Origin of the sequence: Sphingomonas sp. (assembly GCF_036677245.1) — a bacterium.
Taxonomy (GTDB): domain Bacteria; phylum Pseudomonadota; class Alphaproteobacteria; order Sphingomonadales; family Sphingomonadaceae; genus Allosphingosinicella.
This window is the reverse complement of sequence record NZ_JAKFCG010000045.1, coordinates 50,137-75,796: the sequence shown is the minus strand read 5'-3', so window position 1 is coordinate 75,796 and position 25,660 is coordinate 50,137. Positions and strand designations below refer to the sequence as shown.

23 protein-coding genes are annotated in these 25,660 nt (G+C 66.7%); 13 read left to right on the top strand and 10 right to left on the bottom strand.

What is annotated here, in order from left to right:
• Positions 1–167: 167 nt before the first annotated feature.
• Positions 168–1,232, top strand: coding sequence for an LLM class flavin-dependent oxidoreductase (locus tag V6M48_RS04820; protein ID WP_332811391.1), 1,065 nt, complete (start codon positions 168–170; stop codon positions 1,230–1,232).
• Between the two features lie 28 nt (positions 1,233–1,260).
• Here the strand turns inward: V6M48_RS04820 and rsmA are convergent, their stop codons facing one another.
• The 4 genes from rsmA to V6M48_RS04800 all read right to left on the bottom strand — a co-directional run bounded on the left by rsmA (position 1,261) and on the right by V6M48_RS04800 (position 6,605).
• Positions 1,261–2,091: a 16S rRNA (adenine(1518)-N(6)/adenine(1519)-N(6))-dimethyltransferase RsmA gene (rsmA, locus tag V6M48_RS04815; protein ID WP_332811390.1), complete on the bottom strand. Its 831-nt coding sequence runs from the start codon at positions 2,089–2,091 to the stop codon at positions 1,261–1,263.
• 39 nt (positions 2,092–2,130) lie between these two features.
• Positions 2,131–3,120, bottom strand: coding sequence for a 4-hydroxythreonine-4-phosphate dehydrogenase PdxA (pdxA, locus tag V6M48_RS04810; RefSeq protein ID WP_443019046.1), 990 nt, complete (start codon positions 3,118–3,120; stop codon positions 2,131–2,133).
• Positions 3,121–3,132: 12 nt separating this feature from the next.
• Positions 3,133–4,431 (bottom strand): foldase protein PrsA, encoded by a 1,299-nt coding sequence (locus tag V6M48_RS04805; RefSeq protein ID WP_332811388.1) that lies wholly within the window; start codon positions 4,429–4,431, stop codon positions 3,133–3,135.
• 92 nt (positions 4,432–4,523) lie between these two features.
• A complete protein-coding gene (locus V6M48_RS04800; RefSeq protein WP_332811387.1) occupies positions 4,524–6,605 on the bottom strand; it encodes an LPS-assembly protein LptD in 2,082 nt (693 codons plus the stop codon).
• 284 nt (positions 6,606–6,889) lie between these two features.
• Between V6M48_RS04800 and V6M48_RS04795 the strand changes: the two genes are divergently transcribed.
• The 3 genes from V6M48_RS04795 to ndk all read left to right on the top strand — a co-directional run bounded on the left by V6M48_RS04795 (position 6,890) and on the right by ndk (position 9,341).
• Positions 6,890–8,371 (top strand): leucyl aminopeptidase, encoded by a 1,482-nt coding sequence (locus tag V6M48_RS04795; protein WP_332811386.1) that lies wholly within the window; start codon positions 6,890–6,892, stop codon positions 8,369–8,371.
• 7 nt (positions 8,372–8,378) lie between these two features.
• Complete coding sequence (locus V6M48_RS04790; protein ID WP_332811385.1) at positions 8,379–8,822, top strand: DNA polymerase III subunit chi; 444 nt, start codon at positions 8,379–8,381, stop codon at positions 8,820–8,822.
• Between the two features lie 96 nt (positions 8,823–8,918).
• Positions 8,919–9,341: a nucleoside-diphosphate kinase gene (ndk, locus tag V6M48_RS04785; protein WP_332811384.1), complete on the top strand. Its 423-nt coding sequence runs from the start codon at positions 8,919–8,921 to the stop codon at positions 9,339–9,341.
• A gap of 43 nt (positions 9,342–9,384) precedes the next feature.
• Here the strand turns inward: ndk and purN are convergent, their stop codons facing one another.
• Positions 9,385–9,963 (bottom strand): phosphoribosylglycinamide formyltransferase, encoded by a 579-nt coding sequence (gene purN / locus V6M48_RS04780; protein WP_332811383.1) that lies wholly within the window; start codon positions 9,961–9,963, stop codon positions 9,385–9,387.
• A gap of 11 nt (positions 9,964–9,974) precedes the next feature.
• Positions 9,975–11,069 carry a phosphoribosylformylglycinamidine cyclo-ligase gene (gene purM / locus V6M48_RS04775; RefSeq protein ID WP_332811382.1) on the bottom strand — a complete coding sequence of 365 codons (1,095 nt, stop codon included), beginning with the start codon at positions 11,067–11,069 and terminating at the stop codon, positions 9,975–9,977.
• A 105-nt stretch (positions 11,070–11,174) separates the two neighbouring features.
• Here purM and V6M48_RS04770 point away from each other — a divergent pair, with 105 nt between their 5' ends.
• Genes V6M48_RS04770 through V6M48_RS04755 form a run of 4 tightly spaced genes read left to right on the top strand, consistent with a single transcriptional unit; the run spans position 11,175 to position 16,691 of the window.
• Positions 11,175–12,431 carry a heavy-metal-associated domain-containing protein gene (locus V6M48_RS04770; protein ID WP_332811381.1) on the top strand — a complete coding sequence of 419 codons (1,257 nt, stop codon included), beginning with the start codon at positions 11,175–11,177 and terminating at the stop codon, positions 12,429–12,431.
• Between the two features lie 4 nt (positions 12,432–12,435).
• A complete protein-coding gene (locus V6M48_RS04765) occupies positions 12,436–13,071 on the top strand; it encodes an HdaA/DnaA family protein (RefSeq protein WP_332811380.1) in 636 nt (211 codons plus the stop codon).
• Complete coding sequence (locus V6M48_RS04760) at positions 13,061–15,229, top strand: RNA degradosome polyphosphate kinase (protein ID WP_332811379.1); 2,169 nt, start codon at positions 13,061–13,063, stop codon at positions 15,227–15,229. The genes V6M48_RS04765 and V6M48_RS04760 overlap by 11 nt, the downstream gene beginning before the upstream one ends.
• A 1-nt stretch (position 15,230) precedes the next feature.
• Positions 15,231–16,691: a Ppx/GppA family phosphatase gene (locus tag V6M48_RS04755; protein WP_332811378.1), complete on the top strand. Its 1,461-nt coding sequence runs from the start codon at positions 15,231–15,233 to the stop codon at positions 16,689–16,691.
• Between the two features lie 12 nt (positions 16,692–16,703).
• Here V6M48_RS04755 and V6M48_RS04750 read toward each other — a convergent pair whose 3' ends face one another.
• Positions 16,704–16,934: an I78 family peptidase inhibitor gene (locus tag V6M48_RS04750; RefSeq protein ID WP_332811377.1), complete on the bottom strand. Its 231-nt coding sequence runs from the start codon at positions 16,932–16,934 to the stop codon at positions 16,704–16,706.
• 77 nt (positions 16,935–17,011) lie between these two features.
• Positions 17,012–18,187 (bottom strand): ribonuclease D, encoded by a 1,176-nt coding sequence (gene rnd, locus V6M48_RS04745; protein WP_332811376.1) that lies wholly within the window; start codon positions 18,185–18,187, stop codon positions 17,012–17,014.
• Positions 18,188–18,289: 102 nt separating this feature from the next.
• On the opposite strand from rnd, the gene aspS reads away from it, so the two are divergent.
• Both aspS and V6M48_RS04735 read left to right on the top strand, forming a co-directional pair.
• A complete protein-coding gene (gene aspS, locus V6M48_RS04740) occupies positions 18,290–20,062 on the top strand; it encodes an aspartate--tRNA ligase (RefSeq protein WP_332811375.1) in 1,773 nt (590 codons plus the stop codon).
• Between the two features lie 100 nt (positions 20,063–20,162).
• The gene (locus V6M48_RS04735) at positions 20,163–20,936 is read left to right on the top strand and encodes a polyphosphate kinase 2 family protein (RefSeq protein ID WP_332811374.1); all 774 of its coding nucleotides are present in this window, start codon (positions 20,163–20,165) and stop codon (positions 20,934–20,936) included.
• A 122-nt stretch (positions 20,937–21,058) separates the two neighbouring features.
• Here V6M48_RS04735 and greB read toward each other — a convergent pair whose 3' ends face one another.
• Together greB and V6M48_RS04725 are read right to left on the bottom strand one after the other, a co-directional pair.
• Positions 21,059–21,550 (bottom strand): transcription elongation factor GreB, encoded by a 492-nt coding sequence (greB, locus tag V6M48_RS04730; protein WP_332811373.1) that lies wholly within the window; start codon positions 21,548–21,550, stop codon positions 21,059–21,061.
• 35 nt (positions 21,551–21,585) lie between these two features.
• Positions 21,586–23,610, bottom strand: coding sequence for a lytic transglycosylase domain-containing protein (locus V6M48_RS04725; RefSeq protein WP_332811372.1), 2,025 nt, complete (start codon positions 23,608–23,610; stop codon positions 21,586–21,588).
• Positions 23,611–23,712: 102 nt separating this feature from the next.
• Between V6M48_RS04725 and dapA the strand changes: the two genes are divergently transcribed.
• The 3 genes from dapA to V6M48_RS04710 are packed head-to-tail and all read left to right on the top strand — an operon-like array spanning position 23,713 to position 25,648.
• Positions 23,713–24,588 (top strand): 4-hydroxy-tetrahydrodipicolinate synthase, encoded by an 876-nt coding sequence (gene dapA, locus V6M48_RS04720; protein ID WP_332811371.1) that lies wholly within the window; start codon positions 23,713–23,715, stop codon positions 24,586–24,588.
• Positions 24,588–25,070: an SsrA-binding protein SmpB gene (gene smpB, locus V6M48_RS04715; RefSeq protein WP_332811370.1), complete on the top strand. Its 483-nt coding sequence runs from the start codon at positions 24,588–24,590 to the stop codon at positions 25,068–25,070. The genes dapA and smpB overlap by 1 nt, the downstream gene beginning before the upstream one ends.
• Positions 25,071–25,078: 8 nt before the next feature.
• Positions 25,079–25,648 (top strand): DUF2062 domain-containing protein, encoded by a 570-nt coding sequence (locus V6M48_RS04710; RefSeq protein WP_332811369.1) that lies wholly within the window; start codon positions 25,079–25,081, stop codon positions 25,646–25,648.
• Positions 25,649–25,660: the final 12 nt, after the last annotated feature.

Below are 25,660 nucleotides of genomic sequence, written 5' to 3'. Positions count from 1 at the left end.
GCGCTGCGTTGCCGTTCGCGCCGCGCTTCCTGCCGGGCTTCACCCGATTGACTCAATCTTCGGGACTGTAGCAATCGTCCGATCTCCCGCGCTATGCAGGTCGGCCAGCTGGCGCCGTAGACCCGCGGCATCGAATGATTTCCCCGCACAGGCAGGAGATTAGCGCAATGTCCCTTCGTTTCGGCATTTACTGCGAGATGCAATCAGCCCCCGAAAAATCCCATCCCGAGCTGATCTGGGAGGTGTGCCGGCTGATGGAGCAGGCCGACGCGGCGGGCTATTCGGTGTTCAGCCTGATCGAGCACCATTGCTTCCCGAGCTTCGGCATTTCGGCAAATCCGCTCGCGATGTTCACCGCGGTGGCCCAGCGCACCAAACAGCTCCGGTTCCGGACATTGTGTCACACGCTGCCGCTTCACAACCCGATCGTTCTCGCCGGCCAGATCGGCGAGGCGGACATCCTCACCAACGGCCGGCTGGAGCTCGGTGTGGGCAGAGGCCACGGCTGGCTCTACCCGCCGCTCGGCATCTCGGTCGAGGAAAGCCAGAAACGCTACCGTGAGGCGCTCGAAATCCTCCATTTGGCCTTCACCCAGGATCGTTTCAGCTATCATGGCGAGTTCTGGGACGTGGAGGATGTCGGGGTGGTGCCCAAGCCGCTGCAGCGGCCCTACCCGAAGGTCTATATGACCGGCACGAGCGGCGCCGGCTTTGCCGAAGCCGCCGAGCGCGGCTGGGGCATCGTCTGCGGCGGGCCCGCGCCGTACGAAGTGTTCGAAGGCCCGATCAATATCTATCTCGATGCGTGCCGAAAGCATCAGACGACGCCGGATCTGGGTTACGTCCGTGCCGTGTTTCTCGCCGAAGACGAAGATACCGCGCATCGCGAGGCCCGCGACGCGATCCTCAATTTCTTCGAGTTCAACGTTCGCCCGCACGACACGATCAAGGACAATGACGCGCTCAAGCAGCGGCTCAACGCCAGCGGCTATGCCTTCTACGCGAGCAATGTGATGCAGGACCTGCGCAAGCTCAGCTACGACGATGTGATCGGGGCCGAACTGGCGTGGGTCGGCACGCCCAAGCAGATTGCCCGCAAGCTCGAGGATTTCCACGGTAAGGTCGGCTTCAACGAGTTCAACATCATGAGCCACTACGGCAATATTCCCGAATGGGCCGCGGCGCGGACGCAGCAGCTGTTCGCGCGCGAGGTGATGCCCGCCTTCGCCTGAGACCGCGCGGGAAGGCTTGGCAGGGGGATCAGGCCCCGGCCGCGTCGATCAGCCGGGCCACTGTGACGAATTCGTCGACGCCGAGCGTCTCCGCACGCCGTTCGGAGTCGATGCCCGCCGCTTCGACCGCGGCGAGCGCCGCCGGAAAGGTTTGGAGGCTCCGCCGCAGCATCTTGCGCCGCTGGCCGAACGCCGCCGCGGTCAACCGTTCCAGGGTCGCGGCCGAGACGCCGGCCGGTGCTTGCTGAGGCGTGATGTGAACAACGGCTGACATCACCTTGGGCGGAGGGACGAAGGCGGAGCGGTGCACCTTGAGCGCGAGCCGCGCCTGGCTGCGCCATTGCGCGAGCACCGACAGCCGTCCGTATGCCCCGCTGCCCGGCTGCGCGACGATCCGGTCGGCGACCTCGCGCTGGAACATCAAGGTCAGCGACTTCCACCATGGCGGCCAGCTTTCGCCGCCGAGCCAGCGGACGAGCAGCGCGGTCCCGACATTATAGGGGAGATTGGCGACGACATGGGCTTGCGTACCCAATGTCGTCGCTTCGTCGAGCGCGAGCGCGTCGCCGGGAATGATCCTGAGCTTGCCGTCGGCGCTCTCGCGCAGCTCGTCGAGCGCGGGTAGGCAGCGCCGGTCGCGCTCGACCGCAACGACATCGGCTCCGGCACCGAGCAGGGCGCGGGTCAGGCCGCCGGGGCCGGGGCCGACCTCATAGACACTCTCTCCGGCGAGCGGCCCCGGCACGCGCGCGATCCGTTCGAGCAACTGCGCGTCGAGCAGGAAATTCTGGCCGAGCGCTTTGGATGCGCTGAGCCCGTGCCGCGCAATCACCTCCCGCAGCGGCGGCAAGGATTTCATAGCGGGGGCTTCATAGGCGGGATTTCAGGTCCGGCGCCGTCACGCCTGGCCGATACGCTCGGCGCAGGCGGCCGCCGTGCGGATCGCAGCGATCATCGCGCCGGGATCGGCGATATTCTTGCCCGCGATCTCGAAGGCCGTGCCATGGTCGGGCGCGGTGCGCACGATCGGCAGCCCCAGGGTCATGTTGACGCCTTCGTCGAAGTGCAAAGTCTTGAGCGGCACCAGCGCCTGATCGTGATAGAGGCACAGCGCCGCATCATAGGTCGCGCGTTTTTTTGCGTGGAACATCGCGTCCGCCGCATGCGGCCCGCTGACGTCGAAGCCTTCCTCGCGCAGCCGCTCGATCGCGGGGATGACGATGTCGATCTCCTCGCGCCCGAGCGAGCCGGATTCGCCGGCGTGCGGGTTGAGGCCCGCGACCGCGAGGCGCGGCTCGGCGATCCCGAACTGGCGCTGCAGCCCTTTGACCGTGGTCCGCGCCTTGGCGACGATGCGCTCGATCGTCAGCGCGCCGGGGACGTCCTGGAACGGAATGTGGGTGGTGACGGGCACCGTCTTGAGCGTCGGGCCGACCAGCATCATGACAACCATCTCGGCCGAGATGCCGCAGCGCTCCGCAACGAACTCGGTCTGGCCGGGATGGGTGAAGCCGACCAAATAGAGCTGGGCCTTGGATACCGGGCCGGTGACCAGCGCGGACGCCGCGCCGGATCGGGTGAGGCCAAGCGCCAGCTCGAGTGCGTCGAAGGCGTTGCGCGCACCTTCGAGGTCGGGCGCGCCGGGCGTCACGGGATTGCCGTCGCCGAGCTGGAGCAGGGGCAGCGCATGGCCGAAGTTGGCCGCCGCCTCCGAAGGATCGGCGATCGACGCGATCGGGCCATCCCAGACGGCTTGGATGCCTTCGCGGCTGCCGACGACGAAAAACGGCAGGAGGTGGTGCGACTCCCGCATCGCCCAGGATTTGGCGACGATCTCCGGCCCGATCCCCGCCGGATCGCCCAAGGCGAGGGCCAGCGGGGCCGTCAACACGGCACCCGCTCAGCGATATTCGACAATCGCATCGCGGCGGAGATCGCGCAAATAGCGTCGAGCCCTGAGATTGATCCGTTCCTCTTCCAACTGTCTCTGGATCGCCTCGAACGAAGGGCCCGACGTCGTCTCGGGATCGTCGCGGCCGCACAGCACCAGGACGCGTACGCCGTCTTCGAACGATCCGAAAGGCTTAGTCGCCTGGCCGATGCTCATGTTGAGCAGCATTTCCTGCAGCGGCGGCGGCAAATCGCGCACGCGCGTCTGGTCGCTAGTGACGACTTCCGCGCCGATCTTCGCCGCGGCGGCATCGGCGGCGCCGCAACCGCCCATCGTGCTGGCGATGGCGCCGAGCTCCGCCACCTTCGGCGCGGCCTGCTCGCGAGTCATTCCCCTGGGGAACGAGACCGAAAGCTGCTTCAGGCTGAGCACTGCGTCGCGCGGATCGGCGGTGAGCACTTGCCGCGTATCCTGCACGGCGATGATCGAGATACCTCCCTGCACCGGGATCGGCTCGCTGACCTGCCCGATCGACATTCTCTGCGCCGCGACCGCGAGCGGCTCGGGAAGCTGCTCCGCCCGGACCCAGCCGAGATCGCCGCCCACCGCAGCGGTCGACGCTTCGGAAAACTGCCGTGCGTAGGCGACGAACGATGCGCCTTTGCGGAGCTGCTCGAGGATGCGGTCGGCGTTGGCGCGTGCTTCGGCCATCGTCTCCGGCGTCGCCGCCAGGAAGATCTCGCCGATGCGATATTCGCGCGTGCCCTTGGCGGCGGTCAGGCGGTCCATCACCGCGCGGACTTCCTCGTCGGCGATGTTGACGAACGGCTCGATCTGCCGTCCCTGCAGCCGCCGCCACGCAAGTTCGCCGTGGATCTGGCGCTTGATCGAATTTTCGGACGCGCCGTTGGCCTTGAGATAGTCGCCGAATTCCTTGGTCGAACGGTTCAGGTTGCGCGCATATTGCTCGTAGAAGGCGTCGATTTCCTTCTGCTCGACCTTGATGTCCTTCGAGGCGGCGGCCTGGATCTGGAGCGTCTCGTCGACGAGATTGCGCAGCACCTGGTCGCGCAGCCGCTGCAGCTCTTCGGCAGGAATGCGGCCGCCATTGGCGAGGACGATGAGCGCGAGGCGCTGATCGACGTCGGTGCGGGTGATCACGTCGCCGTTGACGATCGCGGTCGCCTTGCGGACCGAGGGATCGTCATCTGTGAAGAATTGCGGGTTTGCGGGCAGATTGAGGCGGGTGGAGGGGGCGTCGTCGGTCTGCGCAACCGCAGCGACCGCAGCGGCCGTGGCGAGCGCCAACAAGCTTGCCTTACTCAAGATACTGAGTTTCAATCATCCCTCCCGGTTTTCGAGCAAGTGGCCCTCCTGCCGGACGCTTGCTGAACGCACGCTTAGCGGCCCAAATTCTTGAGCGCCACCCGGAACATAAAGGTGTTCCCGCCCTTGAAGTCGCCGGTCGTCTGATAGTCCCGCCGCCAGGTGACGCCGATTTCGAGGCAATCGTCGGCATAAGTGACGCCGAGACGGTGCCGCACCGGCTCATAGCCGTCCGCGCTCGAGGAGACATCCTCGCGCTCGTCGGTTAGATCGATCACGGTCGAGCCGAACAGCGACCAGAAACGCGCGAAGTGGACGCGGCCCCCGAGCCGGATTTCCTCGCGATCGCGCAGATCCTCGAGCGTTGCCGGAATATCCCGGTTAAGCCGTAGATAGCCGACTTCGGCATAGGTCTTGCGCCCTCCGACGGCGGCGTCGATCTCGTTGCGCCTGACCGCGAAACTGTCCTTGTCGAGGCGGAAGCGGTGGACGAGGCTGAACCTGCGGCCGAACTTCACGGTGGTGCGGCCGACATAGTCGGAAAAGCGGTCGGCAAGCCCAGTCCCCTCGGGGAGGATGCTCGGCTTGCGGTTGAGCCGGTAGCTTTGGCCGATGTTGGTGCGGATCGCGACGCGCGGCAGATCCAGCGCCCAATCGACGCCATAGGTGACGCGCGATGAATCCTCCCAGCGATCGTAGCCGGGAAAGCGATTGAGCGCGAACAGGTTCGAATCCTCGAGATCGACCGAGCGCGCATCCTCGTTGGGGAGCGAAAGGTTGTGTGTCGGCGGCGAGCCGACGATCTGTACCCGGGGCGTCACGCGCTGCGTGCCGCCGAGGAAATTGCCGATGAACGGCCAGCGCAGATCGGCGGCGAGCGCGGCGATCCCGCGGCTCTTGAAGCCGCGCTCACCGCGATAGATGGAAGGGCTCGCCGGATCGATGTTGGCAGTGTGATAGAGATCGCCGCGCGCATAAGCGGTCAGCAGCAGCTCCTGGCCGAGCGAGGTGATCGAGCGACGGTCCCAGCGCGCGCCGACGAAGGCGCGCTGCGAATCCTGGCCGTCGGTGCGCAGGATCATCAGGCTGTTCGCCTGAAGCTCGATCTTGCCGTCCCAGAACGGATCGGCCAGGCGCCAACGCGCATCCAGCGCGGGCAGCGCGATCGGCTGCGGCCGTCCGACGTCGTTGGGGCGAAGGCCCTGGAAAGCCCAGCCCGCGATCGAGATATAGCTGTTCCGCGTGACCCGCTCGATGTCGAGCATCGAACGGAGCCGGTCTTCTTCCGAAATGTCGTAGCGGCGCAGGAAGGTGCGGTCGGTGACGTAACGGCCGGAGCCGGTGATGCTCCACGCGGGCGTGAGCTGGAACCTGCCGTTGGCGTCGAGGTAGGCGCGCAAGCTCCGGTTGCTGTCCGGTATCGCGGCGCCGGTCGAATCGAGCGACACGGCCGTGCCGTAGGTGACGAAGCCGCTGACCTGAAACGCGCCGAGGCTGGTGAGCTGGCGATACTGCGCTTCGAGCGCAGGCAGCACTTCGGTGTAGACGTGCGGCGTGATTGTGAGGTCGCGATTGTCGGCGATCCGCCAATAATAAGGCAGCGCGATCTCTCCGCCATTGTTGCGGCTGATGCGCACCTCCGGCACGAGCAGACCGCTGCCGCCGCTCTCGCTGCCGTCGGGGTGCGACAGGCCGGGCAGCGCGACGATCGGCATTCCGAGCAGGGTGAGGCTGGCCCCCTTGTAGGTGATGCGCTTGCGGACCGGGTCGTGAACGACCCTCACCGCGTTGATCTGCCACGTCGGGTCCTTGGGGCAGCCTTTGTCGTCGATCACCGCGCACGGCGAATAAGCGGCACGCTCGAGAATCGTCGTGCCGTTGATCCGCGTCGCCCGCTGCGCGGCGAGCCGGCCGCCGTCTTCGAGCACCAGCAACAGATTCTCGACGACCCCGTCGCGCAGCGTGTCGGTCAGCACGACGCTGTCGCCATAGGCGACGTCGCCCTGAGGCGTGGTGACCCGGACGTTGCCGATCGCGCGAACCTCGCCGCTCACCCGGTTCCACGTGACGGTGTCGGCGCGCAGCTCATGGCCCTCGCGGTTCATCTCGACCGCGCCCGATGCCGTCACGAGATCGGCAACGTCGTCATAGCTCAATTGGTCGGCGCTGAAGGCGATCTCTTCAGACGCTGTCTGAGCGGCAGCAACCTGCGCGCATGCCCCGCCAGGCACGCACAGCAAGAGGGGGAGGGGCAAGGCCGTCCGGCAGATAATATCAAGCGTCTTCACATTCCCCGCCGCAGACAGAGGCGCGAGCCGCGCAGCCTATTGCACCTGCCGAACGGCGCTGCAATGGCCGAGGCCGTCCGCAAGGCCCTTTGCCCGCAGCACATCCTTGCCTATCAGGGCGCGCGAGCACGCCCGAGCCAGGAGTCTCCCTTATGAAGATCGTCTTTGCAAACGAGCGGCCGGAGGGTGCCTACGCACTCGCGCTTCCCGTCTGGGGGGATGGCGCACTGGCCGACCGTTTGAGCGGCCTCGACGAGCCGAACCGCAGCCTCGCGCTCCGCGCGGCCGAAGCGCAACGCTTCGAGCGCGACGCCGCGAGCATCGCCGAGACATTCGTCACCGACGGCGACACCGTCCGCCGCTTGCTGCTTGTCGGGCTGGGCACCCGCCGCGACGACGAGACATTGCTCGACCGGGTCGGCGGCAATCTGACGGGCCGGCTGCTCAAGTCGGGCGAGACGAGGCTGGTGATCGACATCGCCGGGCTTGGCTTGGAAGACTCCAAGGCCGCGCGCCTGGCGTTCGCCGCCGCCGCCCGCACATGGCGCTACGATCTCTACCGCACCAAGCTGAGCGCAAAGGCCAAGCCGACGCTTGAGGAAGTGGTGATCGTAGGCGCCGGGGCCGGGGTCGACGCCGAGTGGGAGCATATGGCGGCGCTGCTCGCCGGCGTGTCGTTCGCGCGCGAGCTGGTCACGGAGCCGGCCAACATTATCTATCCCGTCAGCTTCGTCGAGCGCTGCCGCGCGGCGATGGAAGGGCTGGGGGTCGAATTCGAAGTGCTCGACGAGGCGCGGATGCAGGAGCTGGGGATGGGCGCCCTGCTCGGGGTGTCGCTCGGGTCGGCGCAGCCGCCGCGGCTGCTTGCGATGCGCTGGAACGGCGCCGGCAACGCGGAGCAGAAGCCGGTCGTGCTGATCGGCAAGGGCGTCACGTTCGACACCGGCGGGATCTCGATCAAGCCCGCCGCCGGCATGGAGGCGATGAAGTGGGACATGGGCGGCGCCGGCGCGGTCGCCGGCGCGATGAAGACGCTTGCCGAGCGCAAGGCCAAGGCGAACGTCGTCGGCATCTGCGGCCTCGTCGAGAACATGCCCGACGGCAAGGCCCAGCGGCCGGGCGATGTCGTCACCAGCATGTCCGGACAGACGATCGAGGTCATCAACACCGACGCCGAAGGCCGGCTCGTGCTGTGCGACGCGCTCACCTGGGCGCAGCGCGAATATAAGCCCGAAGTGGTCGTCGACCTGGCGACCCTGACCGGCGCGATGCTGATCTCGCTCGGCTTCGAATATGCCGGCCTGTTCGCGAACGACGACGGCCTTGCCGAGCAATTGCTCGCGGCCGGCAAGAAGACCGGCGACAAGCTTTGGCGCTTCCCGGTCGGCGAGGCCTATGACAAATTGATCGACTCGCCGATCGCCGACATGAAGAATGTCGGACCGCGCGAAGCGGGATCGATCACCGCGGCAAGCTTCATCGCCCGCTTCGTCGAGCCCGGCGTCAAATGGGCGCACCTCGACATCGCCGGCATGGTCTGGGCGAACAAGAGCGGGCCGCTGTGGGACAAGGGCGCCACCGGCTATGGCGTCGCCTTGCTCGATCGCTTCGTCGCCGACAATTTCGAGACCTAGCCGCGCGATGCGCGTCGATTTCTACCATCTTGCCGCTTCGCCGATCGAGCGCGTGCTGCCGCGCATCTGCGAACGGCTGGTGGAGGAAGGGGAGAGGCTGGTCGTCGTCGGCGAAGCCGATCTGCTCGACCGCCTCGACCAGCAGCTCTGGACCTACCGCAAGGACGCCTTCCTGCCGCACGGCCAGGCGGGTGCCGATGCGGCCGGCGCGCAGCGCCAGCCGATCCTGCTGTCCCAAGATCCCAAGCCGCTCAACGGCGCCGCCAATATCGCGCTTGCCGACGGCCGCTGGCGCGACGAGGCGCTCGAATTCGCGCGGGCTTTCTATTTTTTCGACAACGGCGGGCTCGACGAGGCCCGGCGCAGCTGGCGGGCGCTGAAGGGCCAAGCCGATGCCGAATGCCGCTATTGGAAGCAGGACGAAAGCGGCCGCTGGGTCGAAGGCCCCTGAGCGGATCGAGGTTCCGGAACGCAAAGCGCTTCCACCTCGCGCGATCAGGCCCTAGAGACGCGCTCGATTCACCCCGAAAATGGAGCTTTGCCGGCCATGGCGACCGAACGTACCTTCTCGATCATCAAGCCGGACGCGACCCGCCGCAACCTCACCGGCGCCGTCACCAAGATGCTCGAGGATGCCGGCCTGCGCGTGATCGCCTCCAAGCGCATCCGCATGAGCCGCGAGCAGGCGGAGGGCTTTTACGCGGTCCACAAGGAGCGTCCCTTCTTCAACGATCTGGTGACCTTCATGACTTCCGGGCCGGTCGTCGTCCAGGTGCTCGAGGGCGAGAATGCCGTGGCGCGCAACCGCGAGGTGATGGGCGCGACCAATCCGGCGCAGGCCGACGAGGGCACGATCCGCAAGAGCCATGCGGAATCGATCGAGGCCAATTCGGTCCACGGGTCCGACAGCCTCGACAATGCCAGGATCGAAATCGACTTCTTCTTCAAGCCGGAAGAGCTGGTCGGCTGAGCGGCTTAAAATGGCGAGGGGCGGCGCCTTATCGGCGTCCCCGCTAATTGAGTTCCCTACAAAATTTGTCGAGCGCCGCCGGATAGAGCTTATGCTCTTCCGCGAGCACCCGCTCGGCGAGGCTTTCGGGCGTGTCGCGGGGCAGGATCTTGACCTTGGCCTGTGAGATCACCGGCCCGTCGTCGAGATCCTCGGTCACCACGTGCACCGAGCAGCCGGCATGTTGCTCGCCCGCGACCAGCGCCCGGCGGTGCGTGTCGAGCCCCTTGTAGAGCGGCAGCAAGGAGGGGTGGATGTTGAGGATCCGTCCCCGCCAGCGGGCGATGAACTCAGGCGAGAGCAGGCGCATGTAGCCGGCCAGCGCGATTACCTCGACATCGTGCCGGCGCAGCTCCTCGTCCATCATTCGGTCGAACTCGGCGCGTTCCATGCCCTTGTGGCTGTGCGCCCAGGTCTCGATGCCGAACCGGCGCGCGACGACGAGGCCGCGCGCTTCGGGCACGTTCGATGCGACCAGCACGATCGAATAGGCCGGGTCCGCGATGCGCTTATATTCGGCGAGCGCCTCCATGTTGGAGCCGCGTCCGGAAATCAGGACGCCGACGCGTTTTTTGTCAGCCATGATGGGTCTTGTCAGCCACGGTGGGTGGCGGTCCAGGGGGCGCGCGCGCTCCAGCTCTCCGCGGACCCGAGGACGGTGCAACCTTGATCGCCTTGCTCGATCCGCCCGATGCGGTGGACGGTCTCGCCGGCCGCTTCGAGCGCACGGATCACCTCGCCGGCATCAGCTTCGTCGACGACCACGGCCATGCCGATGCCGCAGTTGAACGTGCGTGCCATTTCCTCGGGCTCGATATTGCCCTGCGCCTGGAGGAACGCCATCAGCCGCGGCTGTGGCCAGGCGTCGGCGTCGATCCGCGCGTGAAGCCCGCCCGGCAGGATGCGCGGAATATTCTCTAGCAAGCCCCCCCCGGTGATGTGCGCGAGGGCATGGACCAGGCCCGCGCGGATCAGCGGCAGCAAGGAGCGGACGTAGATCCGGGTCGGCTCGAGCAAAGCTTCGATCAGCAAACGCTCCTGGTCGAACAGCGCCGGCCGCTCGAGCTTCCAGCCCTTGTCGGCCGCCAGCCGCCGCACCAGCGAAAAGCCGTTCGAATGGACGCCCGACGAGGCGAGGCCGAGGATCAGATCGCCGGCCTTGACCTGCTCTCCGGTCAGCGCCTGGCCACGCTCGACGGCGCCGACCGCGAAGCCGGCAAGGTCATAATCGCCCTCGGCGTACATGCCGGGCATCTCCGCGGTCTCGCCGCCGATCAATGCGCAGCCGGCGATCCGGCAGCCTTGCGCTATTCCGGCGATCACCCGCTCGGCGACGCCGGGATCGAGGCGGCCGGTGGCGAAATAATCGAGGAAGAAGAGCGGCTCGGCGCCCTGGACGATGAGATCGTTGACGCACATCGCGACGAGATCGATGCCGACGCCGTCGTGGCGGTCGGTCTCGATCGCCAGCTTGAGCTTGGTCCCGACGCCGTCGTTCGCAGCGACCAGCAAAGGATCCGAATAGCCGGCCGCCTTGAGGTCGAAAAAACCGCCGAAACCGCCGAGCGTCGCGTCCGCGCCCGGCCGCGCGGTCGACTTGGCGAGCGGGCCGATCGCCTTGACGAGGGCATTGCCGAGCGCGATCGAAACGCCCGCCTTGGCATAGGTGTAGGATTCAGGATCACTCATAATCGGCGCTTAGGATCCAAAGCAGCGTCCCGCAACGGCCGTAATCGCGCGGGCGGGGGTATATCCCGCTTGGATTTCGACGATCAACTCGCCAAAAGACGCGGTGTGAAGCTTCTCCATCGTCTTTCCCGACCCCTTCCGATGCTGCTCGGGCTCGCAACCGCCGCGGCGGCCGCCGTGGTCTATGCGCAGCTCGAGGGCGGCGATCGCGGTGTTCCGCCGATCGACAGCGCGAGCACCTATGAGGTGACCGGGGTCACGGTCGACGTGGCTGCCCCCAATGCCGAGGCCGCGCGCTACGAAGGGTGGCGCCTTGCGCAGGCCAAGGGCTGGAAGGCGCTCTGGGCGAGCACCAATCACAGGCCGCAGAGCGAAGCTCCGAACCTGCCCGATTCGGTGCTGAATTCGATCGTCTCGGGCGTGATCATCGAGAATGAGGACATTGGTCCCCAGCGTTATCTCGCGACGCTCGGCGTGCTGTTCGATCGCGCCCGCACCGGCCAGTTGCTGGGCGGCAGCCAGGGCCAGATCAGGCGCTCGGCACCGATGCTGGTCATTCCGGTGATGATCACCGGCTCAACCGCGCAGGTGTTCGAATCCCGCACCGAATGGCAGAAGGCCTGGGCACGCTTCCGCACCGGCAACACGCCGATCGATTATGTACGGCCGGTCGGCTCGGGCATCGACCCGTTGCTGCTCAACGCCCCGCAGACGCGGCGTCCGGGCCGCAGCTGGTGGCGGATGCTGCTCGACCAATATGGCGCTGCGGATATCCTAGTCCCCGAGGTCCAGCTCAAGCGGCTCTATCCCGGCGGGCCGGTGATCGGCACCTTCACGGCCCGCCACGGGCCGGACAATCTCGTGATCAGCCGTTTCGGCCTGCGGGTCGAGCGGAGCACGTTGATCCCCAAGCTGCTCGACGAAGGCGCGCGGCGGATCGACGCCGCTTATGCCCGCGCGCTGCAGAACGGGCTCCTTGCGGTCGATCCCTCCTTGACGATCGAGGAGCCGCCGCTGCCGACCGATGCCGAGCAGATCGAGAATGCCGCGTCCGAACTTGGCGCGCTGCCGACCGGGCCGATCCCGATGGGCGTCGCCACCACCTATCTGGTTCAGGTCGACACGCCGACGTCGGCCTCGGTCGGGCAGGCGGAGCTTGCGGTCAGCCGGATCGGCGGCGTCACCTCGGCGATCACCACCAGCCTCGCGCTTGGCGGAACCTCGGTGATGCGCGTCACCTTCACCGGCGATCCCGCCGCGCTCCAGGCGGCGTTGCAGGCGCAGGGCTTCACCGTCCAGACGGTCGGCAACGTGTTCAGCATTTCGCGAAGAAGCGCGGCGCCTCCCACGGGGCGGGAGTAGGCCGGTGAACCAGATCGCGCTGCCGCTCGACTGGCCGGTGGCCGACAGCGACAGCGATTTCCTGCTCTCCGACGCCAATCGCGTCGCCTTTGCGCATTTCAAGAGCTGGTCGGTGTGGCCGGTGATGGCGACGATCCTCACCGGCCCTCGCAAATCGGGCCGCAGCCTGCTCGGCCGGATCTTCGTCCGCAACAGCGGCGGGCGGTTGTTCGACGATGCCGAGGATCATGACGAGGAAGCCTTGTTCCACGCCTGGAACCAGGCCCAGGAAGGGCGCAAGCCGCTGCTGCTGATCGCAGCCGCGCCGCCCCCGATCTGGCAGGTCCGCCTGCCGGATCTGAGGTCGCGTCTCGCCGCGACGCCGCATGTCGCGATCGAGGAGCCTGACGATGCGCTGATCGGCAGCCTGATCGTCAAATTGCTCGCGGACCGGGGCATCGCGACACCGCGCGAGGTCGCGGTCTATCTGGTGCCCCGGATCGAACGCAGCTATGTGGCGGTCCAGCAGGTCGTCGACCTTCTCGACCGGGCGATGTTCTCCAACCATCGCCGAATGACGGTGCCGCTGGCGCGCAAGGCGCTGCTCGACGCCGGAATCATCAAGAGCGCGGGAGCGCAGAGCCTCGGCGATGGATATTAGACCAACCTCCGACAGCGACGACAGCGTTCCCGGCACCAGCCGCGAGCAGGCGCGGTCACGCTTCTTCAACCGCGAGTTGAGCTGGCTCGCGTTCAACCGCCGCGTGCTCGAGGAGGCCTGCAATCCGGCGCATCCGTTGCTCGAACGGCTGCGCTTCCTGTCGATCTCGGGCGCCAATCTCGACGAATTCTTCATGGTCCGCGTGGCCGGCCTCAAGGGCCAGCAATTGCTCGGCGTGGAGGAGCATTCGGCCGACGGCATGACTCCCGCGCAGCAGCTCACGGCGATTGCCGAGGAGGCGGACCGGCTGACCGCGAGCCAGCAGGAAGTCTGGAACGATCTGCGCGCGGCGCTGGCCGAGGTCGGGGTCGAGGTTCTCGGCGAGCAGGATCTCGATCAGCCGGCGACCGAGTGGCTTGATCTCTATTTCCGCGAGCAGATCTTCCCGGTGCTGACTCCGCAGGCGATCGATCCCGCGCACCCGTTTCCATTCATCCCCAACAAGGGCTTCTCGCTGATCTTCGATCTCAAGCGGCTCGCGGACGGCGAGCCGATTCGCGAGCTGCTGATGGTCCCGGCCTCGCTGCCGCGCTTCATCCGGCTGCCGGGCGAGGCGGCACGCTATATCGCGGTCGAGACGTTGATCCGCCGCTACATCACGATCCTCTTCCCCGGTTACGAGATGCTCGGCGGCGGCGCGTTCCGGATCATCCGCGACAGCGACATCGAGGTCGAGGAGGAAGCGGAGGATCTCGTCCGCTTCTTCCGCAGCGCGATCAAGCGGCGCAGGCGCGGCAGGGTGATCCGGCTCGAGCTCGAGCGCGACATACCCGACGAGCTCGAGCAGCTGGTCCGGGTCGGGCTCGACGGCAGCGAGGCGATCGTCTCCGAATCGACCGGTTTCCTCGGCATCGAGGATCTCGGCCTGCTGGTCGAGGAAGACCGGCCCGACCTCAAATTCCCGCCGTTCACGCCGCGCTTTCCCGAGCGCATCCGCGAACATGACGGCGACTGCTTCGCGGCGATCCGCAGCAAGGATATCGTCGTCCACCATCCCTATGAGAGCTTCGAGGTGGTGGTCGCTTTCCTGCGCCAGGCCGCCGAGGATCCCGATGTCGTCGCGATCAAGCAGACGCTCTACCGCGCGGGCAAGCAGTCGGCGATCATCCGCGCTTTGATCGATGCCGCCGAGGCGGGCAAATCGGTGACGGCGGTGGTCGAGCTGAAGGCGCGTTTCGACGAGGAGCAGAATCTGCTCTGGGCGAACGCGCTCGAGCGCGCCGGCGTGCAGGTGGTGTACGGCTTCATCGACTGGAAGACGCATGCCAAGGTGTCGATGGTCGTGCGTCGCGAGGAGAAGGGCTATCGCACCTATTGCCACGTCGGCACCGGCAATTACCACCCGGTGACCGCGCGGATCTACACCGATCTCAGCTTCTTCACCTCGGATCCGCGGGTTGGCCGCGATGCGGCGCAATTGTTCAATTACATCACCGGCTATGTCGAGCCGCGCGATCTCGACCTGCTCGTGCTGTCGCCGCACGACATGCGAACCACCCTGTGCCGGCTGATCGACCAGGAAATCGACCATGCCCGTGCCGGGCGCGAAGGCGTGCTGTGGGCGAAGATGAATTCGCTGGTCGATCCGGCGATCATCGAAAAGCTTTACGCCGCGAGCGCCGCGGGCGTGCAGATCGAGCTGGTCGTGCGCGGCATCTGCTGCCTGCGGCCCGGCGTGGCCGGCATGTCCGAGAATATCCGGGTCAAATCGATCCTCGGCCGCTTCCTCGAGCACAGCCGAATCTGGTGCTTCGGCAATGGCGATGCGCTGCCGAACCGCGAGGCTTTGGTCTACGTCAGTTCCGCCGACTGGATGCCGCGCAACTTCGACCGCAGGGTCGAATATATGCTCAAGATCGAGAACCCGACCGTGCACGCGCAGATCCTCGATCAGGTTATGGTCGCCAATCTGATCGACAACCAGCAGAGCTGGCGGCTTCTGCCGGACGGCCGTTACGAACGCCTCCACGCCGGCCCCGACGACAAGCCGTTCAACCTCCATCTCTACTTCATGACCAATCCATCGCTGTCGGGCCGGGGTGCGGCGCTGCGCAGCACCGGCGCCGTGCCCAAGCTGCGCTTGCGCCGCGGCAAATAAGATGACGCAAAAGCCGGTCGCCATCATCGACATCGGGTCGAACTCGGTCCGTCTGGTCGTCTACGCCGGGGCGACGCGCATCCCGTGGATCATCTTCAACGAGAAGGTGCTGGCCGGCCTCGGCCAGACGATCGCAAGCACCGGCGCCTTGCCCGACGAGGCGCAGCAGCGCGCGCTGGCGGCGCTTCGCCGCTTCCGCACGCTTGCCGACGAAATGGGCGTCGCCCGCACCCTGGTGGTCGCCACGGCGGCCGTCCGCGACGCGTCGAACGGCGCGCAATTCCTGGACCTCGTGCGGGCGATCGGCTTCTCGCCGATGATGCTGTCGGGCGAGCAGGAAGCCGTGATGGCCGGGCAGGGGGTGCTTTCCGCAATCCCCGAGGCCGACGGCATCGTCGCCGATCTTGGCGGCGGCAGCCTCGAGCTCGCCGAGGTCGGCCAGGGCAAGGTCCAACGCAGCGCATCCTTCCCGCTCGGCGTGCTGCGAGTCGAGCCGATGATCAGGAAGGGCGAAGGCACGCTCGCCAAGAAGATCGCCAAGGCGATCCAAAGCCTCGATCTCGGCAAGCGCGCTCAGGGGCGGCCGCTCTATCTGGTTGGCGGATCGTGGCGCGCGCTCGCCCGGCTCGACATGGTGCTCAACGATTACCCGCTGCCGATCACCCACCATTATGAGATGTCGCCAGACCGCCCAGCGGAACTGCAGGGGGCGATCGAATCGCTGAGCAAGACCGACGTGAAGAACGTGCCGTCGCTCTCGCTCGCCCGCGTGCCGATGCTTCCCTACGCCAACCGCATCCTCAAGACGCTGGCCGACGAATTGCGCCCGACCAGCCTGATCGTCTCGAGCTTCGGCATTCGTGAAGGGCTGCTCTACAGCGAGCTCGATCCTGCGACGCGCGCGCAGGATCCGTTGCTCGAGGCGGCGCGCGAAGCGGGGCAGGGGCTTGCCCGCTTCGGCGAGCACGGCGATCTGCTGGATCGCTGGATCGCCCCGATCTTCGACGACGAGCCTGCGGCGGCGCGGCTGCGTCTCGCCGCCTGCCTGCTCGCCGACATCGCCTGGCAGGCGCATCCCGACTTCCGCGCCGAGCGCGGCGTCGACATGGCGCTTCACGGCAATTGGGTCGGCGTCGACTCTCCCGGCCGGGTGATGATCGCACAGGCCCTCTTCTCCAATTTCGGCGGTGCAGGCCGTTTCGCGGACCTCGACGTGGCGCTTTTGTGCCATCCGAGCGAGCTCGAGCGCGCCTCGCAATGGGGACTTGCAATGCGCCTCGGGCAACGGCTCGGCGGCGGAGTTGCCTCGAGCCTGCAGCATAGCCGGCTGCGGCTCAGCAAGGCCGTGCTTCGGCTCGAGCTGGAGAATGGCGCCGTCGCGTTGCGCGGCGAAGCGATCGAGCGGCGGCTGCGCACCCTGGCGTCCGCGCTCGGCCGCAAGCCTGAGGTCGCTGTCAGCTAAGCCTGTGCCATCTCAGCCGCAGCGGATTGCGGTGATCTTGCCCTGCGCATCGAGCTCGAGATTGAGGCGGTCGTCGCGATATTCCATCGTCACGATCTGGCCTGGCCGCAGCCAGCGCACGGTCCGGGCGCCGCTGTTCTGCCGCGCCTGTTCCGCGATCGCCGCGCTCTCCGGCTCGCCGACGAACGATTGCGCCTTCGCCGCGTCGCAGCCGCCGCCCTCCGCCGGTTGTTCGTTCGGCATCTGATTTCCCTCGGCCGGCGGGGTGGCGGGTGCGCATCCCGCGAGGATCAGAAAGGAGGCTGCCAAAGTTCGCCCGATCATGCCTCCTGCTCCGTCCTGGTCATGACCAGCTTGCCGTTGCGGATCGCGAAGGCGAGCCGGCCCTCGACGAGATCGAGCGCATCGCGGCCAAACTCCTCGAATCGCCATCCCTCGAGGATCGACAGGCCGTCGCGCCGGCCGGCGGCAAGCTGCTCGAGTTCGTCGGAGCGCGCGATCAGCCGGGCCGCGACATTGCCTTCGCGCGAGCGGATCTTGAGCAACAGCTTGAGCAGGTCCGCGACCAAAGCGCCCTCCTTGCCGAGACCGGGCTGGCGGTCCTCGCGCGGCGGCATTTCCGACGCGGACAGCGGGTGTGCCGCTTCGAGCGCGTCCATCATCCGCGCGCCGATGTCGTTCGACCGCCACGCCGGTGAAAGGCCGCGGACCCTGGCGAGCGCCTCCTGGTTCGACGGCGGATGGGCGGCGATATCCGCCAAGGTCTCGTCCTTCATGATCCGGCCGCGCGGCAAATTCTTCGAGCGCGCCTCGAGCTCGCGCCACGCCGCGATCGCCTTGAGGCGACCGAGCACGTCCGGCTTGCGGCTGGCGATCTTGACCCGTTTCCATGCCAAGGCAGGATCGTTGGCATAGTTGAGCGGATCGCCGAGCCGCTCCATCTCCTGGTCGAGCCACGCGCCGCGCCCGGTCTTGCGCAGCCGCTCGAGCATCTTCGGGAAGAGGGTCGCGAGGTGGGTGACGTCGCCGATCGCATAGTCGATCTGGCGCTTGTCGAGCGGCCGCCGGCCCCAGTCGGTGAAGCGGGCGCCCTTGTCGAGGCTCGTGCCGAGCAGGCTTTCGACCAGGTTCGAATAGCCGACCTGCTCGCCGAGCCCGAGCGCCATCGCCGCGATCTGGGTGTCGAACAACGGATGCGGCGTGCTGCCGGTGAGATTGTAGATGATCTCGAGGTCCTGGCCGCCGGCGTGGAAGACTTTGAGCACATTGTCATTGTTGACCAGCAGGTTGAGCAGGGGCGAGAGGTCGAGCCCCTCGGCCTTGGGATCGATCGCCGCGGCTTCGTCCGGGCTGGCGATCTGCACCAGGCACAGGTCCGGCCAATAGGTGTTCTCGCGCATGAATTCGGTGTCGACGGCGACGAAATCACAGTGGGCGAGGCGCTCGCAGAGCTGGAGGAGCGAGTCGCTGTCGGTAATGAGCGGGTGAATGAGCATGGAGCCTCATAGACACGGGCTCTTCCCTTGACAAAGTGCTCTTGCCCGCCGAAGCGCTCGCCGCACCTTTCCCCCCTTTGCAAAGCGGAAGTCGAACCCGATATGCACGCCTATCGCACCCATGTTTGCGGAGAATTACGCGCTTCCAACGTGGGCGAGCAGGTCAAGCTGTCGGGCTGGATCCATCGCAAGCGCGACCATGGCGGCGTGCTGTTCGTCGATCTGCGCGATCATTATGGCATCACCCAGATCGTCGCCAAGGCCGGCAGCGAGCCGCTCCGCCTGCTCGACGGGCTTCGCGCCGAATCGGTCGTGACGATCGTCGGGACGGTCGTGGCGCGCGGCCCCGAGGCGACCAACCCCAACCTTCCGACCGGCGAGATCGAAGTGCAGGCGGACGAGGTGATCGTCCAGTCGGCCGCCGAGGAGCTGCCGCTCCCGGTCGCGGGCGAGGCCGAATATCCCGAGGACATCCGCCTTCGCTACCGCTATCTCGACCTGCGGCGCGAGCGGCTGCATGCCAATATCGTGCTCCGCTCCAGGGTGATCAGCTCGATCCGGCGGCGGATGATCGATCAGGGCTTCACCGAGTTCCAGACGCCGATCCTGACCGCCTCGAGCCCCGAGGGCGCGCGCGACTATCTCGTCCCGAGCCGGGTCCACCCCGGCAAATTCTACGCGCTCCCGCAGGCGCCGCAGATGTTCAAGCAGCTGATCATGGTGGCCGGCTTCGACCGTTATTTCCAGATTGCACCCTGCTTTCGTGACGAGGATGCCCGCGCCGACCGCAGCCCGGGCGAATTCTACCAGCTCGACCTCGAGATGAGCTATGTGACGCAGGACGACGTGTTCGCCGCGCTCGAGCCGGTGCTCGGGGGCCTGTTCGAGGAATTCGCGAACGGCAAGGCGGTGACGCCGGCGCCGTTCCCGCGCATCCCGTTCGCCGAGGCGATGCTCCTCTACGGCAGCGACAAGCCCGATTTGCGCAACCCGATCCTGATCAGCGACGTCACCGAGCATTTCCGCGGCGGCGGCTTCGGCCTGTTCGCCAAGATCGTCGAAGGCGGCGGCGTCGTGCGCGCCATTCCTGCGCCCGGCGCCGGCGTCCGCCCGCGCAGCTTCTTCGACGGCATGAACGAATGGGCCCGCGGCGAAGGCCATGCCGGCCTTGGCTATATCAACATCAAGGCCGGCGAGGCTGGCGGCCCGATCGCCAAGAACCTCGGCGACGAAGCCACGGCGGAGCTGATCCGCACGCTCGGGCTCGGGCCGGACGACGGCGTCTTCTTCGCGGCAGGCAAGGAAAGCCAGGCCGCCAAGCTCGCCGGCCTGGCGCGGACCCGAGTCGGCGAGGAGCTCGGGCTGATCGAGCAGGATGCCTTCCGCTTCTGCTGGATCGTCGATTTCCCGATGTACGAATATGACGAGGACGCGAAGAAGATCGACTTCAGCCACAATCCGTTCTCGATGCCCCAGGGCGAGCTCGAGGCGCTGGAGACCAAGGACCCGCTCGACATCCTCGCTTACCAATATGACATCGTCTGCAACGGCGTCGAGCTGTCGTCGGGCGCGATCCGCAACCACCGCCCGGACATCATGTACAAGGCGTTCGAGATCGCCGGCTACAGCCGCGCCGAAGTCGACACCAATTTCTCAGGCATGATCAACGCGTTCAAATATGGCGCTCCGCCGCATGGCGGCTCGGCACCCGGCATCGATCGCATCGTCATGCTGCTCGCCGGCGAACCCAATATCCGCGAGGTCGTGTTGTTCCCGATGAACCAGAAGGCCGAGGATCTGATGATGAACGCGCCGTCGGAAGTGTCGGCGAAGCAGCTGCGCGAGCTGCACATTCGGATCGTCGACCCGAAGTAGGCGATTCTCGCGCGCTCGCGACGAGGGAGCGCGCAGCTCCTTCGCGACCGATCAGCTGTCCCTTCCCGGCGCGGGGAGGAGCCGTGGAGGATGAACGAGCATGGCGATCAATCTCGCGGACCATGAGGCCGGAAAGCCCTTCGCAGGGGATTATGCCAAAGAGCTCGAAGCGCTCCAGGAGCGGCTGTCGCGGCTGCTCGTCGCGCACGTCGTCCACCGCAAGCGAAGCGTGATCCTGTTCGAAGGCTGGGATGCGTCGGGCAAGGGCGGCGCGATCCAGCGCCTCACCGCCAAATGGGACCCGCGTCATTTCGAGGTCTGGCCGATCTCGGCGCCGACCGACGAGGAAAAGGCGCGCCATTTCCTGTGGCGTTTCTGGAAGCGGCTGCCGGCTACCCGCGAGATCGCCGTATTCGATCGCAGCTGGTACGGGCGCGTGCTGGTCGAGCGGGTCGAGGGCTATGCGAGCGAGGCCGAGTGGCGGCGCGCCTATGACGAGATCAACGAGTTCGAGGCCCAGCAGGCCGGCGACGGCACGACGATCGTCAAGATCTTCCTCCATGTCACGCAGGACGTGCAGGACCAGAGGCTGAAAGCGCGGCTCGCGCATCCGTGGAAGCGCTGGAAGGTCGGGCCCGAGGATTTCCGCAACCGCGAGAAGCGTTCCGCCTATCTTGCGGCGCTGCGCGAGATGTTCGCCCACAACGACACGCATTGGGCGCCGTGGCACGTCGTCAACGGCAACGACAAGAAAGCGGCGCGCATCGCCGTCTTGACGACCATCGCCGAGAGGCTCGAGTCGGCGGTGCCGCTGACGCCTCCCGCGGCCCCACCCGCGACCGAGGAGCTGGCGCGGCGGGCGTTCGGGGGTTGAGGGGACGTGCCCCCGGCCAGTTTTAAAGCAGGCTGCGATGAGATGAATCGCAGCCTGCTCTAAATCCTTTGATGCCGCATTGCTGCTTGCGAAAAGCCGGTACCCACGTTTCGCGCAATGCTCTATTCGGCAGGATCCGGGTAGACGATCGCGACGATCTCATATTCCTTCTCGCCCGCGGGCAGGGCGACCCGGCGCACGTCGCCCAGCGCAGCGCCGCGGACAGCGCGCGCGAGCGGGGCGTGCCAGCTGATGCGCCCCGCGCTGGCGTCGGCTTCGTCCTCGCCGACCAGGGTCACCACGCGCCGATTGTCGTCGTCGTCGGCCAATGTCAGCGTCGCGCCGAACCAGACGCGATTGCGGTCGGTCTGCTGCGCGGGATCGGTCACCTTCGCGGCGGCCATGCGGCGCGACAGCCAGTCGATCCGCCGATCGATCTCGCGCAGGCGCTTGCGGCCATAGATATAGTCGCCGTTCTCCGATCGGTCGCCATTGCCCGCCGCCCAGCTGATTGTCTCGACCAGCTGCGGCCGCTCGACCCCGAACAATTGCTCATATTCCTCGCGCAAGCGCCGGTAGCCTTCGGGCGTGATATGGTTGACCCGGTCCGCCATCACGCTCTGTCTAGCGTGTTTTCGGGCGATTGAAATCAGCCCGGGCGGCTGCTCTTGCCGAGGTAGAAGGAGAGGCGGAGCATGGCCGACGCGTTGGCGCGCGAGGGATTGATCGAATCATAGACCACGGCATTTTCGAGCACGCGCTGCACGTAGCCGCGGGTCTCGGTATAAGGGATGTCCTCGATCCACTTGATGATGTCGACGCCGGGCATCCGGGGATCGCCGTTGGCGCTGACCCATTTGCGGACGTTGCCCGGGCCGGCATTGTAGCTGGCGACGGCGAGCGGCGCATAGCCGCCCCAATCGTCCATCAGGCTCGCGAAATATTGGCTGCCGATCATGATATTGTACGAGGAATCACGGGTCAGCCGGCCAAGCTCGTAGGGGAGGCCGAGCTTGCCGGCCCATTGCCGCGCGGTCGGCGGCATCAGCTGCATGATGCCGCGCGCGCCCGCGTGGCTCACCGCCGCGCGGTCGAACGAGCTTTCCTGGCGGATGATGCCGTGTGCGAGCGACCAATAATGGCGCGAAAGCGGAACGCTGACTTCCGGATAGGCGGTGCGGACGTAGAAAGGCGAGCCGGCGTTGCGGGCATCGCGCGCAAGCCACACGGCGAGGTCGGGGCGCCCGATCTGGCGCGACAGCTCGGCGGTGAGGACTCGTTCGCGTTCGCTCTGCGCCTGCTCGGAGAGCGCGCGGACGAACAGCGACTGGTCTTCCCAGCGTCCCATCAGCCCAAGCATCTTCGCGGCCTCGACCAGATCCTTGCGATGGAAGGTCTGGCGCTCGGCGTCGGTGGGTGGAGGCGGGGAAAGCGGCGGCGGAACCGGCCGGCCGATCCGCTCCAGCGCGAGCTGGCCGTAGAACAGCTCGGGGAAGGCGGCGGCTTCGGTGAAATAGGCGGTCGCCTGCGCGGCCTGGCCGGCGGCCTGCGCGGCCCGGCCGGCCCAATAGAGCCCTTTGGTGGTGACCTGCGCCGAGCGCCCGCCGCGCGCGTAGCGGACGAACATCGCGGCCGCGTCGGCGGGCCGGCCGAGCTGGTGCAGCGCGGTGGTGCCCGCCAGCCAGACGAGGCTGGTGTAATCGTCGCGCTCGCCGGTTGGCCGCTGGCTGATGTCGGTGCCAGGCGCATAAGCGTCGTCGACCTGCGAGGCGATCTGATAGGCGGTCGTCCACTGGCGGTCGGCGGCGGCTGCCCGGCCCATCGTCAGCAGGACCTCATACCATTTCTCGGCATCGGCCGGACGCGCCGTCAAAGTGCGCGGCTGGGCGAGCAACGATCGCGCAGCGAGGCTCTGGCTGGTGTGGCGCAGCCATTTGGCACGATCCATCAGCAGGCCCGGATCGCCATTGGCGCCGGCACCGAGGAACGCGAGCCTGTTGGCGGCATCGGGCGCTTCGGTCTGCAGCGCGATCCGCGTCTCGTAGACCGGCCGCTTGGCCGCCGAGCCGAACGAAAGCAGGCGAAAAGCGGCGGACGTCTCGCCGTTGGCGAGCAATTTCTCGATCCTCTGATCGTGGTCGGCGATGGTGAGCGCCGCTCCGAATAGCCCCAGCAGACGATCCTCGTCGGTGCGCGGCATCGCACCGCTGGTCCAGGCAAGCCGCGCGGCCGCGCGCGCGGCCTCGACCTGGCCGCTCGCGAGCAAGGCCGAGGCATGACGGGCATGGCCCGTCGGCGTCAGCGGCGGCAGCATGCGGAAGTAGCTGATCACGGTGGTCGGCGAGGAGGTGAGCGGATCGATCGCGCGCTCGGCGGTGCGGCGCAGGCTGCTCTCTCCCGGCCATCCGCGATAGCGCATCAGGAACGAAGCGTAGGAGGTGAAGGGATAGCTGTCGCTCTGGCGCAGGCTGTTCCATTGCGCGAGGGCTTGCGAAATCGCCGGGGAGACGGGCGGCGCATAGCGGCTGGGCATCGGCGCCGCGGCGGGCGGGAGTGCTGAGGGGGGAGTAGGGATGGTGACCGACGCCGGCGTCAGCGCGGCCTCCGGGCCAATCGCGGCAACGGCGGCAACCGACGCGAGAAGCGGAACGAGGATCAGTGCTTTCTTCTGCATGCTGGACAGAATGGCGGGCCCCTCCTTATCAGACCGTGAACGATCTCGTCGTCCTCGCGCTTTTTTATGTGCGGAAAAGGAAACGAGGTGAAGGAGATAATGATGTTTCGCGGCTCCATCCCGGCCCTAGTGACTCCTTTTCGCGACGAGTCGTTCGAAGAGGCCGGATTCCGGGCCCTGGTCGACTGGCAAATTGCCGAAGGATCGACCGCCTTGGTGCCGTGCGGCACGACCGGCGAGAGCGCGACGATGTCGATCGAGGAGCATAATCACGTCGTCTCCGTCTGCGTCGAGCAGGCGGCGGGGCGCGTGCCGGTGATCGCCGGCTGCGGCTCGAACGATACCAAGGCCGCCCTCGAGCACATGCGCCACGCCGAAGCCGCGGGCGCCGCCGCGGCGCTGGTCGTGCTGCCTTATTACAACCGGCCCAATCAGGCGGGACTGCTCGCCCATTACCGCTATTTGGCCGAGCATAGCAGCCTGCCGATCATCATCTACAACGTGCCCTCGCGCACGGTGACGGACATCAATGTCGAGACCCTGGCGGAACTCGCCAAATTGCCGACCATCGTCGGCGTCAAGGATGCGACCGGCAAGCTCGAGCGGGTCTCGGCGCAGCGTCTCGCGTGCGGAGAGGACTTTTGCCAGCTTTCCGGCAACGACGATTCGGCGCTTGGCTTCATGGCGATGGGAGGAGTCGGCTGCATCTCGGTGACCGCCAATGTCGCGCCCGGCCTGTGCGCGCAGTTCCAGCAGGCCTGCCTCGACGGCCGCTGGGCCGACGCGCTCGCGCTCCAGGATCGGCTTTTCCCGCTCCACGCGGCTCTGTTCAGCGACGCCTCTCCCGGGCCGGTCAAATATGCGCTGTCGCGTCTCAAGCCCGAATATCGGCCCGACGTGCGGCTGCCGATGACGCAGCCTTCACCGCAGAGCCGCGCAGCGGTCGATGCTGCGCTCGCGCATGCGGGCCTGGCCTGATGGTACGGCCGCGCCCGGCGACATTCGACAAGAAGAAGATCGTCGCCGAGAACCGGCGTGCGCGCTACGATTATGCGATCGAGGACACCTATGAAGCGGGGATCGCGCTGACCGGCACCGAGGTCAAATCTCTGCGCTTCGGCGAGGGCTCGATCGCGGAAAGCTATGCCGAGGTGAAGGACGAGCAGGTCTGGCTGATCAACGCCAACATCCCCGAGTTCAGCCACGGCAACCGCTTCAATCACGAGCCCAAAAGGCCGCGCAAGCTCTTGCTCCACGAGCGTGAGATCAACAAATTGTTCGGCCTGGTCGCACGGCAGGGCATGACCCTCGTGCCGCTGTCGATCTACTTCAACAGCCGCGGCCGTGCCAAGGTCGAGCTCGCCGTCGCGCGCGGCCGCAAGAGCCACGACAAGCGCGAGCACGAGAAGGCCAAGGATTGGAAGAAGGAGCAGGGCCGCCTGCTGCGCCAGCATGGGTGAAGCGCAGCATGGCTAGGAGCAGAAGCTGGCTCTCAGACCGCATCCGCACGATTCTGCCGAGCCGCGAGGAGCTCGAGAGCAACCGGCTGATGCAGCCGGTCGCGCATCTGCTGCTGCGGCCCGCCTTGTGGCGCTTCACTCGCCGCTCGGTGCCGCGCGGGATCGCCGTCGGGCTGACAGTCGGTATCTTCGTGATCATTCCATTCGTCCAACCCGTCGCTGCGGCGATGGTGGCGGTGCCGGTTCGCGCCAACGTCCCGTTGACCGCCGGGACGACCCTGCTGACCAATCCCGTCACGACGCCATTGCTGCTGATGGCGGCCCTGTGGGTCGGCAGCGATTTGTTCGGCTTTCCGGCCAACCCAGGTGCGGTGCTGCAGATGATGGAGAACAATGTCTCGATCGAGCGATGGGTGAATTGGCTATTCTCCTCGGCGGCGCCGGCTTTGGTCAGCGGCCTTGCCGTGATTGCGGTGATCTCGGGCATTGTCGGCTATGCGGTCGCGGCGCTGGTCTGGCGGCTGTGGATCACCCACAAATGGCGGCGCAGGCGCCATCGGCACGATATACAAAGCTGACCCCTGCTCCTA

Coding starts and splice junctions, on each gene's coding strand:
- V6M48_RS04755 (WP_332811378.1), top strand. CDS start 15,231: ATGACGCAAAAGCCGGTCGCCATCATCGACATCGGGTCGAACTCGGTC.
- purM (WP_332811382.1), bottom strand. CDS start 11,069: ATGAGTGATCCTGAATCCTACACCTATGCCAAGGCGGGCGTTTCGATC.
- rnd (WP_332811376.1), bottom strand. CDS start 18,187: ATGCTCATTCACCCGCTCATTACCGACAGCGACTCGCTCCTCCAGCTC.
- V6M48_RS04760 (WP_332811379.1), top strand. CDS start 13,061: ATGGATATTAGACCAACCTCCGACAGCGACGACAGCGTTCCCGGCACC.
- V6M48_RS04735 (WP_332811374.1), top strand. CDS start 20,163: ATGGCGATCAATCTCGCGGACCATGAGGCCGGAAAGCCCTTCGCAGGG.
- V6M48_RS04710 (WP_332811369.1), top strand. CDS start 25,079: ATGGCTAGGAGCAGAAGCTGGCTCTCAGACCGCATCCGCACGATTCTG.
- V6M48_RS04790 (WP_332811385.1), top strand. CDS start 8,379: ATGCGCGTCGATTTCTACCATCTTGCCGCTTCGCCGATCGAGCGCGTG.
- purN (WP_332811383.1), bottom strand. CDS start 9,963: ATGGCTGACAAAAAACGCGTCGGCGTCCTGATTTCCGGACGCGGCTCC.
- V6M48_RS04725 (WP_332811372.1), bottom strand. CDS start 23,610: ATGCAGAAGAAAGCACTGATCCTCGTTCCGCTTCTCGCGTCGGTTGCC.
- rsmA (WP_332811390.1), bottom strand. CDS start 2,091: ATGAAATCCTTGCCGCCGCTGCGGGAGGTGATTGCGCGGCACGGGCTC.
- ndk (WP_332811384.1), top strand. CDS start 8,919: ATGGCGACCGAACGTACCTTCTCGATCATCAAGCCGGACGCGACCCGC.
- V6M48_RS04795 (WP_332811386.1), top strand. CDS start 6,890: ATGAAGATCGTCTTTGCAAACGAGCGGCCGGAGGGTGCCTACGCACTC.
- V6M48_RS04750 (WP_332811377.1), bottom strand. CDS start 16,934: ATGCCGAACGAACAACCGGCGGAGGGCGGCGGCTGCGACGCGGCGAAG.
- aspS (WP_332811375.1), top strand. CDS start 18,290: ATGCACGCCTATCGCACCCATGTTTGCGGAGAATTACGCGCTTCCAAC.
- greB (WP_332811373.1), bottom strand. CDS start 21,550: ATGGCGGACCGGGTCAACCATATCACGCCCGAAGGCTACCGGCGCTTG.
- V6M48_RS04820 (WP_332811391.1), top strand. CDS start 168: ATGTCCCTTCGTTTCGGCATTTACTGCGAGATGCAATCAGCCCCCGAA.
- dapA (WP_332811371.1), top strand. CDS start 23,713: ATGTTTCGCGGCTCCATCCCGGCCCTAGTGACTCCTTTTCGCGACGAG.
- smpB (WP_332811370.1), top strand. CDS start 24,588: ATGGTACGGCCGCGCCCGGCGACATTCGACAAGAAGAAGATCGTCGCC.